General features: G+C 38.6%; 17 protein-coding genes. 6 read left to right on the top strand and 11 right to left on the bottom strand.

Features of this window, described 5'->3' with window-relative positions; all coding sequences use genetic code 11:
* Positions 1 to 182: 182 nt before the first annotated feature.
* Positions 183 to 482, top strand: coding sequence for a YbaB/EbfC family nucleoid-associated protein (locus B7720_RS07650; protein WP_000981515.1), 300 nt, complete (start codon positions 183 to 185; stop codon positions 480 to 482).
* A 38-nt stretch (positions 483 to 520) separates the two neighbouring features.
* Here B7720_RS07650 and B7720_RS07645 read toward each other — a convergent pair whose 3' ends face one another.
* The 7 genes from B7720_RS07645 to glmU all read right to left on the bottom strand — a co-directional run bounded on the left by B7720_RS07645 (position 521) and on the right by glmU (position 6,504).
* Positions 521 to 2,284: a glycerophosphoryl diester phosphodiesterase membrane domain-containing protein gene (locus B7720_RS07645; RefSeq protein WP_084857363.1), complete on the bottom strand. Its 1,764-nt coding sequence runs from the start codon at positions 2,282 to 2,284 to the stop codon at positions 521 to 523.
* A gap of 8 nt (positions 2,285 to 2,292) precedes the next feature.
* Positions 2,293 to 2,886 (bottom strand): 3'-5' exonuclease, encoded by a 594-nt coding sequence (locus B7720_RS07640; protein ID WP_084857361.1) that lies wholly within the window; start codon positions 2,884 to 2,886, stop codon positions 2,293 to 2,295.
* A gap of 81 nt (positions 2,887 to 2,967) precedes the next feature.
* A complete protein-coding gene (gene rocS / locus B7720_RS07635) occupies positions 2,968 to 3,462 on the bottom strand; it encodes a chromosome segregation protein RocS (RefSeq protein ID WP_000021252.1) in 495 nt (164 codons plus the stop codon).
* A gap of 76 nt (positions 3,463 to 3,538) precedes the next feature.
* On the bottom strand, positions 3,539 to 4,231 hold the full coding sequence (locus B7720_RS07630) for a 5'-methylthioadenosine/adenosylhomocysteine nucleosidase (RefSeq protein ID WP_084857762.1): 693 nt from the start codon (positions 4,229 to 4,231) through the stop codon (positions 3,539 to 3,541).
* Positions 4,232 to 4,246: 15 nt separating this feature from the next.
* Positions 4,247 to 4,558 (bottom strand): cell wall synthase accessory phosphoprotein MacP, encoded by a 312-nt coding sequence (gene macP / locus B7720_RS07625; protein ID WP_000517872.1) that lies wholly within the window; start codon positions 4,556 to 4,558, stop codon positions 4,247 to 4,249.
* 11 nt (positions 4,559 to 4,569) lie between these two features.
* Entirely contained in the window at positions 4,570 to 5,115 is a 546-nt protein-coding gene (locus B7720_RS07620) for an NUDIX hydrolase (RefSeq protein ID WP_000393797.1), read from the bottom strand.
* Positions 5,116 to 5,124: 9 nt separating this feature from the next.
* Positions 5,125 to 6,504 (bottom strand): bifunctional UDP-N-acetylglucosamine diphosphorylase/glucosamine-1-phosphate N-acetyltransferase GlmU, encoded by a 1,380-nt coding sequence (gene glmU, locus B7720_RS07615; RefSeq protein WP_084857359.1) that lies wholly within the window; start codon positions 6,502 to 6,504, stop codon positions 5,125 to 5,127.
* Positions 6,505 to 6,659: 155 nt separating this feature from the next.
* Between glmU and B7720_RS07610 the strand changes: the two genes are divergently transcribed.
* From B7720_RS07610 to lysS, 5 genes are all read left to right on the top strand, one after another.
* Complete coding sequence (locus B7720_RS07610; RefSeq protein ID WP_084857357.1) at positions 6,660 to 7,460, top strand: glycoside hydrolase family 25 protein; 801 nt, start codon at positions 6,660 to 6,662, stop codon at positions 7,458 to 7,460.
* 106 nt (positions 7,461 to 7,566) lie between these two features.
* Positions 7,567 to 8,409, top strand: coding sequence for a DUF368 domain-containing protein (locus tag B7720_RS07605; RefSeq protein WP_084857760.1), 843 nt, complete (start codon positions 7,567 to 7,569; stop codon positions 8,407 to 8,409).
* Positions 8,409 to 8,891 carry an aminoacyl-tRNA deacylase gene (locus B7720_RS07600; protein ID WP_001085910.1) on the top strand — a complete coding sequence of 161 codons (483 nt, stop codon included), beginning with the start codon at positions 8,409 to 8,411 and terminating at the stop codon, positions 8,889 to 8,891. Before B7720_RS07605 ends, B7720_RS07600 begins: the two co-directional genes overlap by 1 nt.
* The gene (locus tag B7720_RS07595; RefSeq protein ID WP_084857355.1) at positions 8,891 to 9,514 is read left to right on the top strand and encodes a histidine phosphatase family protein; all 624 of its coding nucleotides are present in this window, start codon (positions 8,891 to 8,893) and stop codon (positions 9,512 to 9,514) included. Before B7720_RS07600 ends, B7720_RS07595 begins: the two co-directional genes overlap by 1 nt.
* Positions 9,515 to 9,652: 138 nt before the next feature.
* Positions 9,653 to 11,143: a lysine--tRNA ligase gene (gene lysS, locus B7720_RS07590; protein WP_000102438.1), complete on the top strand. Its 1,491-nt coding sequence runs from the start codon at positions 9,653 to 9,655 to the stop codon at positions 11,141 to 11,143.
* A gap of 75 nt (positions 11,144 to 11,218) precedes the next feature.
* On the opposite strand, the gene B7720_RS07585 is transcribed toward lysS, so the two are convergent.
* The 4 genes from B7720_RS07585 to B7720_RS07570 all read right to left on the bottom strand — a co-directional run bounded on the left by B7720_RS07585 (position 11,219) and on the right by B7720_RS07570 (position 15,543).
* Complete coding sequence (locus B7720_RS07585; RefSeq protein WP_084857353.1) at positions 11,219 to 12,058, bottom strand: amino acid ABC transporter substrate-binding protein; 840 nt, start codon at positions 12,056 to 12,058, stop codon at positions 11,219 to 11,221.
* A 15-nt stretch (positions 12,059 to 12,073) separates the two neighbouring features.
* Entirely contained in the window at positions 12,074 to 12,703 is a 630-nt protein-coding gene (locus B7720_RS07580) for an amino acid ABC transporter ATP-binding protein (RefSeq protein ID WP_084857351.1), read from the bottom strand.
* Between the two features lie 10 nt (positions 12,704 to 12,713).
* Positions 12,714 to 13,355 carry an amino acid ABC transporter permease gene (locus tag B7720_RS07575; protein ID WP_000121156.1) on the bottom strand — a complete coding sequence of 214 codons (642 nt, stop codon included), beginning with the start codon at positions 13,353 to 13,355 and terminating at the stop codon, positions 12,714 to 12,716.
* 388 nt (positions 13,356 to 13,743) lie between these two features.
* On the bottom strand, positions 13,744 to 15,543 hold the full coding sequence (locus B7720_RS07570) for a Spy0128 family protein (RefSeq protein WP_084857349.1): 1,800 nt from the start codon (positions 15,541 to 15,543) through the stop codon (positions 13,744 to 13,746).
* Positions 15,544 to 15,613 lie beyond the last annotated feature (70 nt).

Genomic DNA, 15,613 nt, shown 5'->3' with positions numbered 1-15,613 from the left:
TAAATGAAATTATTTGTTTAGCAAAGAATACTAGGTGTGCATAGTAAATTTCTTAAAAGTTGTTTGAGAGACTCATTATAAAAGGTCATATATCTCATGAATTAAACAAATAATAGACTTTTGCCCCTAAAATTGATAAAATAAAAAGAAAAATAATAGAAAAAAGGAAACTGTAAACCGCCATGATGAACATGCAAAACATGATGCGCCAAGCACAAAAACTTCAAAAACAAATGGAACAAAGCCAAGCAGAACTCGCTGCCATGGAATTTGTTGGAAAATCTGCTCAAGACCTTGTCCAAGCAACTTTGACTGGAGACAAAAAAGTTGTCAGCATTGACTTCAACCCAGCAGTTGTAGATCCAGAAGATCTCGAAACACTTTCAGATATGACTGCGCAAGCAATTAATGCTGCTCTTGAACAAATTGATGAAACGACTAAGAAGAAACTCGGTGCTTTCGCTGGAAAATTGCCTTTCTAATCCACAAAAAAAGAGAAACAGATGTTTCTCTTTTTTTCTTAGAAATCAAAGAATTCCATTGCTTTCTTTAAGAGTAATTCCGTATATTCCGGATCGTCTTGAGCCATTGTGACTTGTGACTGGACCATTTCAAGATCATCAGTAATCATGCCATCTGCACCGAGACGAACTGCTTTATCAAATGCCTCCGAACCATTTACGGTCCAAACGTAGAGACTCTGATCAGTAGTCCAGAGTTTATTGACAAAGTATTCATCCAAGGTTGAATATTCCATGGTATAACCAGTTGCCTTGGTTCTTGGGAAAATACTGTTATAGGGGAGAATGAAGTAAACTGGAATTTCAGAATCATAAGTCAACACTTTATCAATCACATGATAGTCTAGTGATTGCATCTGATGTCCATATTTCTTGATAGTCGCTCCATACTTTTCGAGGAAATGATCCATCATTTGCGGACTATCTTTTTTACTGGTTTTAATCTCAATCAGCAATTTTTGGTTTAATGCATTGGCGCGTTCCAGATAAGCATCGAAACTGGAAATCTTTGTCTGATAACCATTCTCGTAAATATCTGTATTTGTTAATTCATCTAGAGTCAAATCTTGCGGTGTAGCATTAATACCTGTTAAATTTTTGAGGTTGGCATCGTGCATCATCACGAACTGACCGTCTTTCGTTTCCTGCACATCCATTTCAATGAGATCTGGTTTTAGTTGAGCTGTTTTTTCTAAAGACTGCACAGTATTTTGAACACCGTTTTTATTACTTACTCCTCTGTGCGAAATCACTAAAGGTGTATTGGTATCCGGAGATTCCAGATAAACGTAGCCTTCTATGGCAAAAATGATGCTTGCACACCCCATGACACCCCATCTCATCAGATGATCTTTCTTTCGCCTTGGCATAATCTCTAGCTCTTCTCCTGTAAGGAAGGAAACAAACTTCACTAGGAAATAAGTCAGGGTCATGTAATGGAGGTTTTTAATCAAGATAAAATTAATCACACCAAGAATCAAGGATTCTTTTTGAGTAAAATTATCCATTACAGCCTGAGCAAAGAGCAAGGGAATTAACAAGACAAAGAAGAAGAGATAGGTTTTAATGATAATGAGTAGGAGATGCCAAGAGAAGAAAAGGACGTTTTTCTTCGTCTTTTGGAGACTATATTTCACACTTTCTCTTACGGTCTTTCTTTCAAAGAGAATCTTAGGAAGGGCAAACATAAATCGGACAGAGATGTAGAGAAAGATCCAAGCGGATGCTATGATCATCAGACCTACCAGCCAATGCTTACCTTCCCAATAATTCACAATAAAATCAGGGATAATAATTTTGTTGAGGTAGTAGATTTTTAAAATCTTACGGATGAACGGGAAAAGCATAGCAATGTAAAAAAAGACAAAAGTCATCTTACAAAAGCTCAATCGCTTAACGAATATAAAGCTCTGGTGAAATACTTTTCTACTATACTCAATTAAAGTTCTCTTTTCATGATAGAGAAGGTGACGAGCCCCGATAAACAAAAGACAGATCTGGAAATAGGCAACCAGGAGATTGATTGCAATTAAAATAAGAAAGGCTAAACTGATAAAAGGCGAGCCTTGTATAATCGCCCAAAAGTTATTGTAGGAGATAAACAAGTAACCAGTTTGTCTCAGAAGGATGCCAGCAATCCATGAATTCAATGGTAGCCAGACAAACTCAACCATCATAAATATCAAGAAAAATAGAAATAAAATCTTATCTAGGTTATAGTATATCTTCCTAAAACCTAGCTTTTTAGGTTTTTCAGGTTTCATAGGCACTCCTAGTCTAAAAATTGGGATAAATCTAAGCCACCGAAAGGATTATTCATCGAAAAACTACTCTGGTCTTCTATTAATAGCTTTCCTTCATCCGATTCCAAAAAAGCTTCGTAAACACGCGCCGTCATGCGGGCGTCCTCTAAACTGTTATGAGACTTCCCGTGAAAGCCTAAAAAATTTGCAACAGTTTGCAATTTAAGATTGGCTATGCCGTGTAGATCAGAACTACGGCGTTCAAAAGCCTCCTCATATAGATCAACCTTATACTGGTCACGATAATCAATACCGTGCTCCAAGATAATAGGCAAATCACTCTTAGCTGCATTGTAACCAACGATAGGTAAGTCACCAACAAATGCTTGAAAGTCCTTTAAAACTTGTTCTACCTTTGGCGCATCTTTCAAGGTTTCAGCTGTGATTCCAGTCAAACCATTGATAAAACTCTTCAATGGTGCTGTAGTATAAACATAAGAATCAAAAGCAGCACTTTCTTGTCCATCTTGAAAGCGGACTGCTGATACTTGAATTAAATGGGTAACTCCCTCGTGTTGATTGAATTCCAAATCAAAGGAGATATAATCTCTTAATTTTTCCATTATTTACCTCAATTACTCCCCAAACTAAACTATAAATAATAAAAGAAGCCATTAGGTTAGTGAGTAACCCAAACAGCTTCTTTATTTTCCTCCAAAAAGTCGAGCAAAAAAGCCTTTTTTGGTTGCTTGGACTTCTTCTTTTGCTTGGTCCAACTCGAGTTTCAAGGTTTCTTGATCTTTCATCGCTTGAAGAGTTAACTGTTGCTGTTGGTCCAACTGTTTGTCCTTTTCAGCAATCTGGCGGTCTTTGATACGCATCTGTTCATCTTTTTCTGATAACTGGCGGTCTTTTGCCTTGAGCTGCTCGTACAAACGAAGAATTTCAGCATTTTTCTCATCAACCAAGATTTCCATCAGTTCACGTTGTTTGACATCATCACTGACAGGCTCATCTTCAAAAATTGTTTTTTTATAGATTTCTTCTAGCTTGATCAAGCCACTTCGAGTAACTACAGTTACACCTTTGTCATTTTTTTTCGTGTCCTCTTCTGGAAGTTCTTTGACACGATTGTTGATTGCTTGACGAGATAGTCCTAAGACCTCTGCAATCTCACTGACGGTCATTTCAATACTCATAATATCCTCTGAAACGTTTTCTAGCTTTTCTTTATTTAAATCTTATCATAAGCTAGATAAACTGTCAAATTTCCGCTTAATCTAAGGCCTTTAAAAAGGCTAGTAAGACTTGGGCAGAACGACGTCCAGCTTCGATAATAAACTCATCAAAAGAGATAGAGGCTTCGTGATTGGCATTGTCACTCATAGCACGAATGACTAGGAAAGGTAGGCTAAGAGCCCGAGCCGCTTGAGCAATGGCTGCCCCTTCCATTTCAACTGCTAAAACATCAGGGAAGTGGGATTTGATACTAGCAATCTTATCATCCCCAGCTATAAAGCTATCTCCTGTAGCAATCAAGCCTAGGTGCCAGTTTTGGTCCAACAGAGATAGACTCTCTTGGATTTTGGCTACAAAGGTTTTGTCTGATTCAAAATAAAGCGGTTGTTGCGCCATTTGGCCATAAGCATAACCAAAAGCAGTCACATCCACATCATGGTAAGCTAGTCTATCTGCAATCACGACATCACCAACAGCAATCCCTTCAGCAAGAGCACCTGCTGATCCTGTATTGATGATAGCTTCTACCTGAAAATAGTCAGCTAGAATAGCTACACTCATAGCCGACATAACCTTCCCTATCCCACTCTGAACTAAGACAACTTCTGTCTTGCCAACAGAGCCAGTGTAGTATGTATTTCCGAGGACTTGGACTTCTTGAGGTTTATCCAAATTCTGAGTCAAATATAGGAGTTCTTCTGGCATGGCAGCAATGATTCCAATTTTCATTTCAAGTCCTTTCAATTACAAGAGTTTCATCGCTAAAATTAACAAAATCAAGAGTAGGATGACTGCAAACAAGATGCGATTGAGTTTCGAATTAAAAACATTTCTCTTAGTATTCTCAATGCGGCGACTCTTATGAATCGTTGGTTCTACTTCGATTGTAAGTGTATCTTGACTAAAACCGTGGTCTCTAGAGCGTGAATAACCAAAATGTTGTGAAGACGTTGGTAGGATCTTTGTTTCCTCATCATCTTGAAGAGGTGGTCCTGAGATTTTCTCGCCACGATTGGCACGTTCAATCATTTCGTCTGTTAATAAAGGTTTTCCCATGGGTTTCTCCTCTATTTCTTTTGTAGTTCCCAGTACTGGATTGCCATAATGGTCTTGGCATCACAGATATGACCTGACTGGATTAGGTTTTTGGCCTCCTCTAGGCTTACTTCTAAAACTTCCAAAGTTTCATCATCATCTTGTGGGCGAGGATTTTCCACCTTGACCAAATCACTAGCGAGGTAGAGTTTTAGTTTTTCATTACAAAATCCAATCGCAGAATAGAAATCGTACAACAGTTCTAACTTACCAGTGTATGCAACTTCTTCTTCCAATTCACGAAGGGCCGCCGCCATTGGATCAGCATTTTCACCAAGTTCAAGTTTACCAGCAGGAATCTCATAAGAAACAGCCTCGATAGCTTTTCGGTATTGCTTAACGAGAACGATTTTGTCTTCAGCTGTCACAGCTAGTACACAAACAGCTCCATTATGAAAAATTAAGTCACGTTGGGCAGTACCCTTTCCTTCTGGTAGTTCCACCTGGTCTTGTACTAGTTTGAAAATAGGACCTTGATAGATTTCCTTCCTACTAATCGTTTTTTCTTCAAATTCCATGACAAACTCCTACTGGTTCTTAGGATGATGAGGTAAGCGTGTTGCGTACTCATCTTTGTTAACTTGTCGTCCACGGCCGATAGCAATGGCATCTGCAGGAACATTCTTGGTAATGGTTGAACCCGCTCCAACCAGAGAATTATCCCCAAGTTCTACAGGAGCAATAATAGTTGAGTTTGAGCCAACAAAGACATTATTGCCAATCACAGTCTTATATTTGTTTTTCCCGTCATAGTTTACTGTAATCGTACCAGCACCAAAGTTAACATGACTACCTACTTCACAGTTTCCAATATAAGTCAAATGACCCGCCTTGGTATTTTCACCGATTGAAGATCCTTTTACTTCAACAAAATTTCCAATGTGAACTTGAGCAGCCAGACTTGAACCTGGACGAATATGGGCATAAGGACCAACAGTCACGCCGTCTGCTACCAAACTTTCCTCAATCATAGAGTTGGTAATCACAGCTCCAGATCCAATGGTGCTATCTACAATATAAGTTCCATTTGTTAAAATAGTCTCCGCACCAATCTTCGTTTGACCTTTCAAGGTAACGTTGGCTTCGATTTGAACTTCAGGAGCAATCTCAACATCAATGTCGATGTAAGTTGCTTCAGGATTGACAAAGCTGACACCGTTAACCATGTGCTTTTGATTAATACGGCGGCGCATCACTGCTTCTGCAGTCGCAAGAGCTACACGGTCATTTACCCCAAGACTTTCATCAAAATCCTTGAGAGTATAGGCACCAACCTTTTCACCCGCATTACGGAAAATACCAATCACGTCAGTAATATAGTACTCACCTTGGGCATTGTTGGTGTTGATGTTTTTAAGGGCTTCAAAAAGACGTTCATTGTCAAATACATAAGTTCCAGTATTGATTTCCTTAATTTGCTTTTCAAAGTCTGTAGCATCTTTCTGCTCCACAATGCGAAGAACTTCAGCATTATCATTGCGGACGATACGACCATATCCAAAAGGATCAGCTGCTTCAGCTGTTAAAATCGTCGCCACATTTTTATGATTGATATGGAAATCCAAGAGGTTTTTCAAGCTTTCACCTGTAATCAGAGGAGTATCCCCAGCAATAACCAAGGTGTGGCCAGTACGATTTTGGAGAATAGGCTCTGCCATCATGACAGCATGCCCAGTTCCTAGTTGTTCTGTTTGGGTAACAAAGTCTGTCTGACCAGCTAATACTTGCTCAACTAGCTCAGCCTTGTGACCAACTACAGTAACTGTTTTTTCAGGTTGAATAGCACCAACACTACGAAAAACATGTTCCAACATCGAAATTCCTGCTACTTTGTGAAGTACCTTTGGAAGATCTGATTTCATGCGAGTACCTTTACCCGCTGCTAAAATAATGGCATAATTTGACATAATCTTCTCTTTTCTCTAGAAATTCCCTTATATTATACCATAATTTAGTTTCTTAGGAGTAAACAAACAGAGAAATAGGGAAAAGACGCCCATATATTCACTTTTTACGATGTTTTCTTTGATTTTTTTATTTATTTACGTTAAACTAATTAAATATGAGAAAAAAGATTAATCCAGCTATTATTTTTACTTTATTTACTATATTTATAGCTATTTTGATCCTCAATAAACCAACTTATGAAGACCATCCCGTCAAGTCAAAACCAAATGCTGTCCAGGTTGAAAATCAGGCCTTGCATAATCTTGACAAACCTATTATTGATGTCTCTGGTTGGCAAAGACCTGAGGAAATCAACTACGATACCTTGTCTCAAAATATTTCAGGTGTTATTGTTCGTGTCCACAATGGGGGTCAGCATACTGAAACAAATAATGCCGCCTATGCCAATGGTGTCGATAAAGCCTATATAAATCACATTTCAGAATTTCAAAAGCGCAATGTTCCAGTTGCTGTTTATGCCTATCTAGCAGGTACTAGTAAGGAAAAAATGGAAAAAGCTGCTGAGGTTTTCTACAATGCTGCTTCTCCATACAACCCTAGTTACTATTGGCTCGATGTTGAAGAAAAAACAATGTCCGATATGAACGAAGGGGTTGAAGCTTTTAGGGCTAAACTAGAAGCCCTTGGCGCCAAAAATATCGGAATTTACATCGGTGTTTATTTTATGAAAGAGCATAGTATCAATACAGATAAGTTCTCTGCTGTCTGGATTCCATCTTATGGAACCAATTCAGGTTACTTTGAAACCACGCCTAATACTGATTTAGACTATGACCTCCATCAGTATACTTCCAAAGGAAGCATTGCTGGATTCGAGCATCATTTAGATATTAATCTCATTTCTACCTTGAAGGAAAAAGAAGAAACCTTCAGAAAACTATTTTTAAGACCATAAGACAAGTGAAAATTGCTCTCTTTTTCACTTGTTTTTTCATTTTCTTCTCGTCTGTGTTATAATTGATAGAATAGAGAAAGAATTTTATGAAGTTGAGGATTTTATGATGTTTTCATGGATTGCAAGAGTTATTAAAGGAATCGTCATCGCCTTAGGATTTATCCTACCCGGAATTTCTGGCGGTGTTTTAGCAGCTATTTTGGGAATTTACGAGCGAATGATTAGTTTTCTGGCTCATCCCTTTAAGAATTTTAAAGAGAATGTACTATACTTTATCCCAGTAGCAATCGGGATGTTGCTAGGCATTGGTTTGTTTTCTTATCCAATTGAGTATCTGCTAGAAAATTACCAAGTCTATGTTTTATGGAGTTTTGCTGGAGCTATCATCGGTACAGTTCCTAGCCTCCTTAAAGAATCTACTCGAGAGTCTGATCGGGATAAGATTGACTTAGTCTGGTTCTGGACTACCTTTATCCTTTCAGGTGTCGGGCTCTACGCGTTAAATTTTGTTGTTGGTTCTCTCAGTGCTAGTTTCGCTAGTTTCATCTTAGCGGGTGCTCTTTTAGCGCTTGGTATCTTGGTGCCTGGTTTAAGTCCGTCAAATCTACTCTTGATTTTAGGATTGTACGCTCCAATGCTAACTGGCTTTAAGACCTTTGATTTATTCGGTACTTTCCTTCCTATCGGAATTGGTGCAGGTGCAACCCTCATCATTTTTTCAAAATTAATGGACCATGCCTTGAACAACTACCACTCCCGTGTTTATCACTTTATTATTGGAATTGTGCTATCAAGCACCCTCTTGATTTTGATTCCAAATGCTGGAAGTGCTGAAAGTATCCAATACACTGGACTTTCTATTGTGAGCTATGTTCTCGTCGCCTTCTTCTTTGCGCTTGGCATTTGGCTTGGTATCTGGATGAGTCAATTGGAGGATAAATATAAATAATGGCAAAGAAAGTTAAGATTAAAAAAACCTTGGTCGAACAAATCTTGACCAAGGCGGGTATTGACCATACTGGTATACAAATCAACGCGCTTGAGGGAGAACTTCCTTCAGAATATGATCGAACTCATATCTTTAAAACCTTGGCTCTATTAGGGGACAAAACGGGGCCAATCATCGGAATCGTTCCCATAACAGAACACCTCGCTGAGAAAAAACTAGCAAAGGTTTCTGGTAATAAAAAAGTCAGCATGATTCCTCAAAAAGACCTAGAAAAAACGACAGGCTATATTCATGGGGCTAATAACCCCGTCGGCATTCGCCAAAAACACAATTATCCTATTTTTATTGATCAGACTGCTTTGGATTTGGACCAAATGATTGTCTCTGCTGGAGAAGTTGGGCATAGTATTATCATCCGACCTCAAGACTTAGCCAGTTTTGTAAAAGCGGACTTTGCTGATATCTTGGAGGAAAGTAAGTAATGAAACTCTATTTTGTCCGTCATGGTCGCACCCTCTGGAATCTTGAAGGACGTTTTCAAGGTGCTAGTGGTGACTCTCCCCTTCTTCCAGAGTCCATTGACACACTAAAACAACTGGGGCAGTATCTTAAGGAAATTCCTTTTGATGCGATTTATTCTAGTGATTTACCCAGAGCAGTTAAATCTGCTGAAATTATCCAAAGTCAACTCCTAGCCCCTTGTCCTTTAAAGAGCATTCCTAACCTACGTGAATGGCAACTTGGCAAACTAGAGGGATTAAAAATTGCTACGCTCAATGCCATCTACCCACAACAAATCAAGGCCTTTCGCTCTAATCTGGCTCAGTTTGATACGAGGATGTTTGAAGCCGAATCTCTCTACTCTACGACTCAGCGAACCATTCAGTTTATCAAATCTCTGAAAGAAAGTCCGGCTGAAAGAATTCTGATTGTCGGGCATGGGGCCAATCTCACTGCTAGCCTTCGTACACTTTTAGGCTATAAAGAGGCTCACCTTCGCAAAGATGGAGGCTTGGCCAATGCTAGTCTGACAATTTTGGACACTGAGGATTTTGAAACCTTCACTCTGGAAAGATGGAATGACACTTCCTATCAAAGAAAATAATGGAACTTGATCTTAATAGTCAAGTTCTTTTTAGTTTTCAAAGAATATCCGTGAATTTCTCTGCTATTTATGATAAAATGGGAGTATCGCAAAAAATGACTCATCGTATCAAATTTTGAGTAAAATTAGGAGGAACCCATGTCTACAGAACATATGGAAGAACTAAATGACCAGCAGATCGTTCGCCGTGAAAAAATGGCTGCGCTCCGTGAACAAGGAATCGATCCCTTCGGAAAACGTTTTGAACGTACTGCTAACTCTCAAGAACTAAAAGACAAATTTGCAGAACTTGATAAAGAACAATTACATGAATTAAATGAAACTGCTACTATCGCTGGACGCTTAGTAACCAAACGTGGAAAAGGGAAAGTCGGCTTTGCCCATCTTCAAGACCGAGAAGGTCAAATCCAAATCTACGTTCGTAAAGATGAAGTTGGTGAAGAAAACTACGAAATCTTCAAAAAGGCTGACCTTGGTGACTTCCTTGGTGTCGAAGGTGAAGTCATGCGTACAGATATGGGAGAACTTTCTATCAAGGCAACTCACATCACACACTTGTCTAAAGCACTTCGCCCACTTCCAGAGAAATTCCACGGTTTGACTGACGTTGAAACAATTTATCGTAAACGTTACCTGGACTTGATTTCTAACCGTGAAAGCTTTGAGCGCTTTGTCACTCGTTCAAAAATCATCTCTGAAATCCGTCGTTATCTAGATCAAAAAGGTTTCCTTGAAGTGGAAACACCTGTTCTTCACAATGAAGCTGGTGGTGCTGCTGCTCGTCCATTTATCACCCACCACAATGCACAGAACATTGACATGGTGCTTCGTATCGCGACCGAGCTTCACTTGAAACGCCTTATCGTTGGTGGTATGGAACGTGTTTATGAAATTGGCCGTATCTTCCGTAACGAAGGAATGGATGCTACTCATAACCCTGAATTCACTTCTATCGAAGTTTACCAAGCTTATGCTGACTTTCAAGATATCATGGACTTGACGGAAGGTATTATCCAACACGCTGCTAAGGCAGTTAAGGGTGATGGTCCAGTTAACTACCAGGGCACTGAAATTAAGATCAACGAACCATTTAAACGTGTTCACATGGTAGATGCTATCAAGGAAATTACTGGTGTAGACTTCTGGCAAGACATGACTTTCGAGGAAGCTAAAGCTATCGCTGCTGAGAAGAAAGTTCCAGTTGAGAAACACTACACTGAAGTTGGCCACATTATCAACGCCTTCTTTGAAGAGTTTGTCGAAGAAACCTTAATCCAACCAACCTTTGTCTATGGACATCCAGTAGCAGTATCTCCACTCGCTAAGAAAAATCCTGAAGACGAACGCTTTACTGACCGTTTCGAGCTCTTTATCATGACTAAGGAATACGGTAATGCCTTTACTGAGTTAAACGACCCAATTGATCAGCTTAGCCGTTTTGAAGCTCAAGCTAAAGCTAAAGAGCTTGGTGATGATGAAGCAACAGGCATCGACTACGACTACATTGAGGCTCTTGAATACGGTATGCCTCCAACAGGTGGTTTGGGAATCGGTATCGACCGTCTCTGCATGCTCCTCACTGATACAACTACTATCCGTGATGTATTGCTCTTCCCAACAATGAAATAACCCCTTATCCTCTGGTACTTGCCAGAGGATTTTTCGATGCAAAAAGAGACTGAGGAAAAACTCAATCTCTTTTTCTTATTCTTGATTTTTAACTTGACTGGTGGCTACATCTTCCCCAAACCATTTCTGGCTGATTTCCTGGAATTTTCCTTCTTGGTATAGTGAGATAAAGGCTTGGTTCAATGCATCTAGCAAAGTTTTATCAGCAGGTCTAACACCCACTGCAAAAGCTTCACTTTCAAATCCAGCTGAAAAGACATTGTAGTCATTTAATATTCCTTCAGACTGGAGATAATAATTGGCATATACCCGGTCAATCAACAAGGCATCAATCCGATCATTTTTCAAATCAATTAAGGCTTCATTGAAACTTTGGTATTGATTAGCCTTCTGGTCTTTCACTCGATTCTTGAGTAGTTCTGGTTGTCCTTCAAAATTCAAAAAACCAGAAGATCCAGCCTGGGCCCCTAAAACTTTGTCAGTCATATCCTGAACTGAGTGGATGTTTTGAGACTTTTTAGAGACCAAAACTTGTTGATTTTCCATGTAAGGAATGGTAAAAGCAACCTTCTCTTTTCGTTCATCTGTAGCTGTATAGCCATTCCAGATGGCATCAATGGTACCATTTTGTAGCTCGGTTTCTTTCATATCCCAGTCGATGGGTTGAAATTTAATCTGAATTCCTAGCTTTTCAGAAACAGCTTGGGCCAGGTCAATATCAAAGCCTGCATACTGGCCATTCTTTTCCTCAAATCCCATGGGAACAAAGGTATTGTCAAAGCCAATGGTAATGCTTCCCTGTTTTTGATATTTGGCCCAATTATCCTGATTTGGATCACTTGCCTTCTGAGTACAAGCCGTCAGGAAGAAGCTAAAGAACAGAGCAAGTACAAGGGCAATTTTCTTTCTCTTCATAGGCACCTCCTAGTCCTACTTTGGATCAACCTTAAGGATCTGATCAGCAATGTTTTCCGCAAACTGAAGATCGTGGGTCACAACAATCTGAGTCATCCCACGCTCTTTATTTTGAAGGATAAGTTTTTCTACTTCTAATCGCAATTCTGGGTCTAAGGCTGATGTAGGCTCATCATATCCAATAATTTCTGGGTTTATCATCATAGCGCGTGCTAAGGCCACCCGTTGTTTTTGCCCACCTGAAAGTGAGAATGGAAAGGCATCTGCATGTCCAGCTAACCCAAGTTGTTCTAACAAACCACGCGCCTTCTTCTCAGCAACTTCCTTCCCCATGCTCATTGTTTTTATAGGCGACAGAGTTAAGTTATCTAGAACTGACAAATGCGGAAAAAGTTGAAAATCTTGGAAAACAAATCCCAGAAGATTGCGCTTTTCTAGTTCGTCTATAGCTAGCGATTCGCCGTTATAGTAGATTTCCCCTGAATCGATGGTTTCCAGTCCAGCTAGCATACGTAATAGGGTTGTCTTTCCGCCTCCTGATGGACCTACGATTGCAAGGATTTGCTTTTCAGGAATTGATAGGCTGAAGTTGGTTAAGATTTGTTTACCACCAAAGGCCTTGTTAATGTTTCGTAATTCTAACATAGCAATCCTCCTATCTGTAATAACTGTACTTCTTCTCAAGTTTTTTCGCTACAATGGTTACAAGACCAATCATGATTAGATAAATCGCTCCAGCTAAAAACATAGGAACAAGACTGGCATCTCGATTGGCTGCTGTCCGACTTGCTAAAATCAAATCTGAAATCCCAAGGGCATAAACCAATGAAGTATCCTTGACCAAACTCATGATTTCATTAAAGACGCTCGGTAAGACAATCTTTGTAACTTGAGGAAGAATGATATATCGCACTGTGTCAAAAGGACTAAACTTCAAGACCTTAGCAGCCTCATATTGACCTTTAGGAATGGTTTCAATCCCACCACGAAAGATTTCAGCAAAGTAGGCTGCATAGTTCAATACAAAAGCGATCACAGCAGCAGGCAAACGATCTAAACGTATCCCAATGCTAGGGAGAACATAGTAAATAAAGATTAATTGCAAGAGCAAGGGAGTCCCTCGCATCACCCAAATATAAAGGTCAATCAGATAATGGAGGGGTTTCCAACGAACTTGCAAAGCAAAGGCAACGACAATACCTAAAGGAATTGAAAAGATCAAGACCAGAGCAAAGACTTGAAGAGTCATACTTGCACCATTCAATAAACTTGGTAATATCTCAAACATATAAGACATACTGCACCTCCTAAAAATTATTGTTCCTATTATAGCATAAATAAACAATTTAGCAAGGGTTTTTGTAAAAAAATTCTATAATTCTTGAACTATACACCTTTATCTAAGAAATCCGTGCGAAATATCATCTTAAAAAATTAGAAGAATTATAAGGATTCTAGACGAGAATATAGGTTTAACTTCTAGTTCTGAGAGGACCATGATCAAATTTTTTTATCAAATATCTATAAAGATTTCATTGATACAGAACGCTGTTTACTCTCATTCACTTCTTACCTCTAAAGATATAAAAAAAGAACCACTTTATAAGAATAGTATCATTTCTACTATCCATACAAGTGGCTCTTTGATGATGCCATAGCAAAGGCATCAAGATTTTTCAACTAGATTATTTAACTTTTTTGAAACGGAATAAGAGAATGGAACCAAACGCAAGTACTACTCCTACAACAGTAAGCAAGATAGTCATTTCAGATGTACCAGTATTTGGTAGTTCTTTATTTTCTTCTGGTTGTTTAGGTTTGTTATCTGAAGAACCTGGAGTCTCAGCAGCATAAGTATTTGTGATGGTTGGATTATTACCTGTAACTGTTGCTACAAGTTGACCTTGACCATTGTCTGCAACTTTTACTGTTACTGTATAAGCATTTTTATCATAAGTTACACCAGTTTCATTACCAGCTTTTTCAGTGATCGTGTATGTGTGAGTTCCTGTAGCAGTGTATTCAATCGCTGGGAAAGCAACTGTTCCATCTGCAGTATTCTTAGCTGTAGCTACAAGTTTGTCGCCTTCTTTCAATTCAAATTCATATTTATCTGCCTCAAGAGTTTTACCATTTAGGACTTTTTTAGCAGTAATTGAAGTTGTTGCAGATTTAGCAGAATACGAATTTACAAAAACTTTATTGTCATATTTAACACTTGCAAACTTCTCACCATAAACATCTGTTACAGTAACTTCTGCGTTAATAGTCTTATCATCGTAAGCAAAACCTGGTTTTTGATCATTAACTTCTTTGATCTGATACTTATAAGTACCCACTGTAGAGAATTTAACGGCTTTAAATTTCACTTTGCCATCTTTATCATTCTTAACAGTTTCCACAACTGATCCGTTTGGATCAAGTAGTTGGAAGCTAAATTCTTCAGCAGCTAAGTCTTTTCCTTTTAACTGCTTAGAAACCTCAAATGAAACTTCTGTAGAACGTGAACCTGAACTAATACCTTCAGTTGTGGTTAATGGTGCAAAACCTTCTACATCAAAGTTTTCAGTCGAAGTCGTAATTTTAACGTTATTGAAAGCTTTCTTTGTTGTATTATCAACTGGAGCTGTGATACGAGTCTTATAAACTACATACAAACCTTGGTTGATTAGATCACCATTACCATTTGGAGTAATAGTGAAGCGATTAGAATCTTGAACAACAATGTGACTTGGATTCAAAAGAGGATGATGTTCATCCTTACCCCATTCAGTAAAGTAGTAACCTGTAATCTCACTAGCTAATACTTGCCCTTCAGGGATTGTATCTTGAATCGAAACGCCTTCATAAGGATTAGCATATTTGTTTACGCGAATATACCAATTAATATAATTTGGATCGTTCGTATCTTGAACTCCCCATTTAGTAAATCCTGTTGGATCCTCATCTGGAACAATACGAGTCAAATTGTATACTCCTGCTCCAGGAATGTCGATTGGATATGATTTATTGAGTTCAACATTATCAGCCCATACAACAGTAAATAAGGCCGAAATTTGTTTCTCTTCAGGTAAGTTAGCAAAATAATCTTCGTTAGTTACCGTTACAGTCGCTGTATTTACAGACTTATTTGTCGTTAACTCAGCAACTTTAGTGACTCCATCGTTACCAAAGATTTCAGTAGTTGAATCTGTTTCAATTTTGAATTCATTTGGAACTTTATAAACCATAAAGTCACCATTCTTCAACGTTGTTGAGTTGTCGAATTTGTAGGTGGTTTGAAGGTAAAATTTCCCTTCACCATACTCTGCACCGTCAACTAACTTATTATTGTTAATTGTCGGTACTGTCGTTAGCGTATAGCTACTAGATGGTAGTTCAGCAGCTTTAACCACATTGCTAGTTCTTAGTACTGGGATAAATACTGAAGCTACTAACAATAGCGCCATGAATGCATGAGAAAGTTTTTTATTAATCTTTTTCACAACATTTGCCTCCTTTATTTTTGGGGATAGATTCCCTTATTTATTATTATATATTCTTATATAAATTTGT

This window comes from Streptococcus oralis subsp. oralis, assembly GCF_002096455.1.
GTDB lineage: Bacteria > Bacillota > Bacilli > Lactobacillales > Streptococcaceae > Streptococcus > Streptococcus oralis_CY.
Note: the sequence above shows the minus strand (reverse complement) of the source record. Positions and strands in the feature narration are given on the sequence as shown.

Bases quoted from the DNA above. Each gene is read 5' to 3' on its own strand.
- macP (WP_000517872.1), bottom strand. From the start codon at position 4,558: ATGGGAAAACCTTTATTAACAGACGAAATGATTGAACGTGCCAATCGT.
- B7720_RS07585 (WP_084857353.1), bottom strand. From the start codon at position 12,058: ATGAAGAGAAAGAAAATTGCCCTTGTACTTGCTCTGTTCTTTAGCTTC.
- B7720_RS07645 (WP_084857363.1), bottom strand. From the start codon at position 2,284: ATGAAACCTGAAAAACCTAAAAAGCTAGGTTTTAGGAAGATATACTAT.
- B7720_RS07605 (WP_084857760.1), top strand. From the start codon at position 7,567: ATGTTTTCATGGATTGCAAGAGTTATTAAAGGAATCGTCATCGCCTTA.
- B7720_RS07620 (WP_000393797.1), bottom strand. From the start codon at position 5,115: ATGGAATTTGAAGAAAAAACGATTAGTAGGAAGGAAATCTATCAAGGT.
- B7720_RS07630 (WP_084857762.1), bottom strand. From the start codon at position 4,231: ATGAAAATTGGAATCATTGCTGCCATGCCAGAAGAACTCCTATATTTG.
- B7720_RS07595 (WP_084857355.1), top strand. From the start codon at position 8,891: ATGAAACTCTATTTTGTCCGTCATGGTCGCACCCTCTGGAATCTTGAA.
- rocS (WP_000021252.1), bottom strand. From the start codon at position 3,462: ATGAGTATTGAAATGACCGTCAGTGAGATTGCAGAGGTCTTAGGACTA.
- B7720_RS07600 (WP_001085910.1), top strand. From the start codon at position 8,409: ATGGCAAAGAAAGTTAAGATTAAAAAAACCTTGGTCGAACAAATCTTG.
- B7720_RS07610 (WP_084857357.1), top strand. From the start codon at position 6,660: ATGAGAAAAAAGATTAATCCAGCTATTATTTTTACTTTATTTACTATA.
- B7720_RS07650 (WP_000981515.1), top strand. From the start codon at position 183: ATGATGAACATGCAAAACATGATGCGCCAAGCACAAAAACTTCAAAAA.
- B7720_RS07640 (WP_084857361.1), bottom strand. From the start codon at position 2,886: ATGGAAAAATTAAGAGATTATATCTCCTTTGATTTGGAATTCAATCAA.
- B7720_RS07580 (WP_084857351.1), bottom strand. From the start codon at position 12,703: ATGTTAGAATTACGAAACATTAACAAGGCCTTTGGTGGTAAACAAATC.
- B7720_RS07575 (WP_000121156.1), bottom strand. From the start codon at position 13,355: ATGTCTTATATGTTTGAGATATTACCAAGTTTATTGAATGGTGCAAGT.
- glmU (WP_084857359.1), bottom strand. From the start codon at position 6,504: ATGTCAAATTATGCCATTATTTTAGCAGCGGGTAAAGGTACTCGCATG.
- lysS (WP_000102438.1), top strand. From the start codon at position 9,653: ATGTCTACAGAACATATGGAAGAACTAAATGACCAGCAGATCGTTCGC.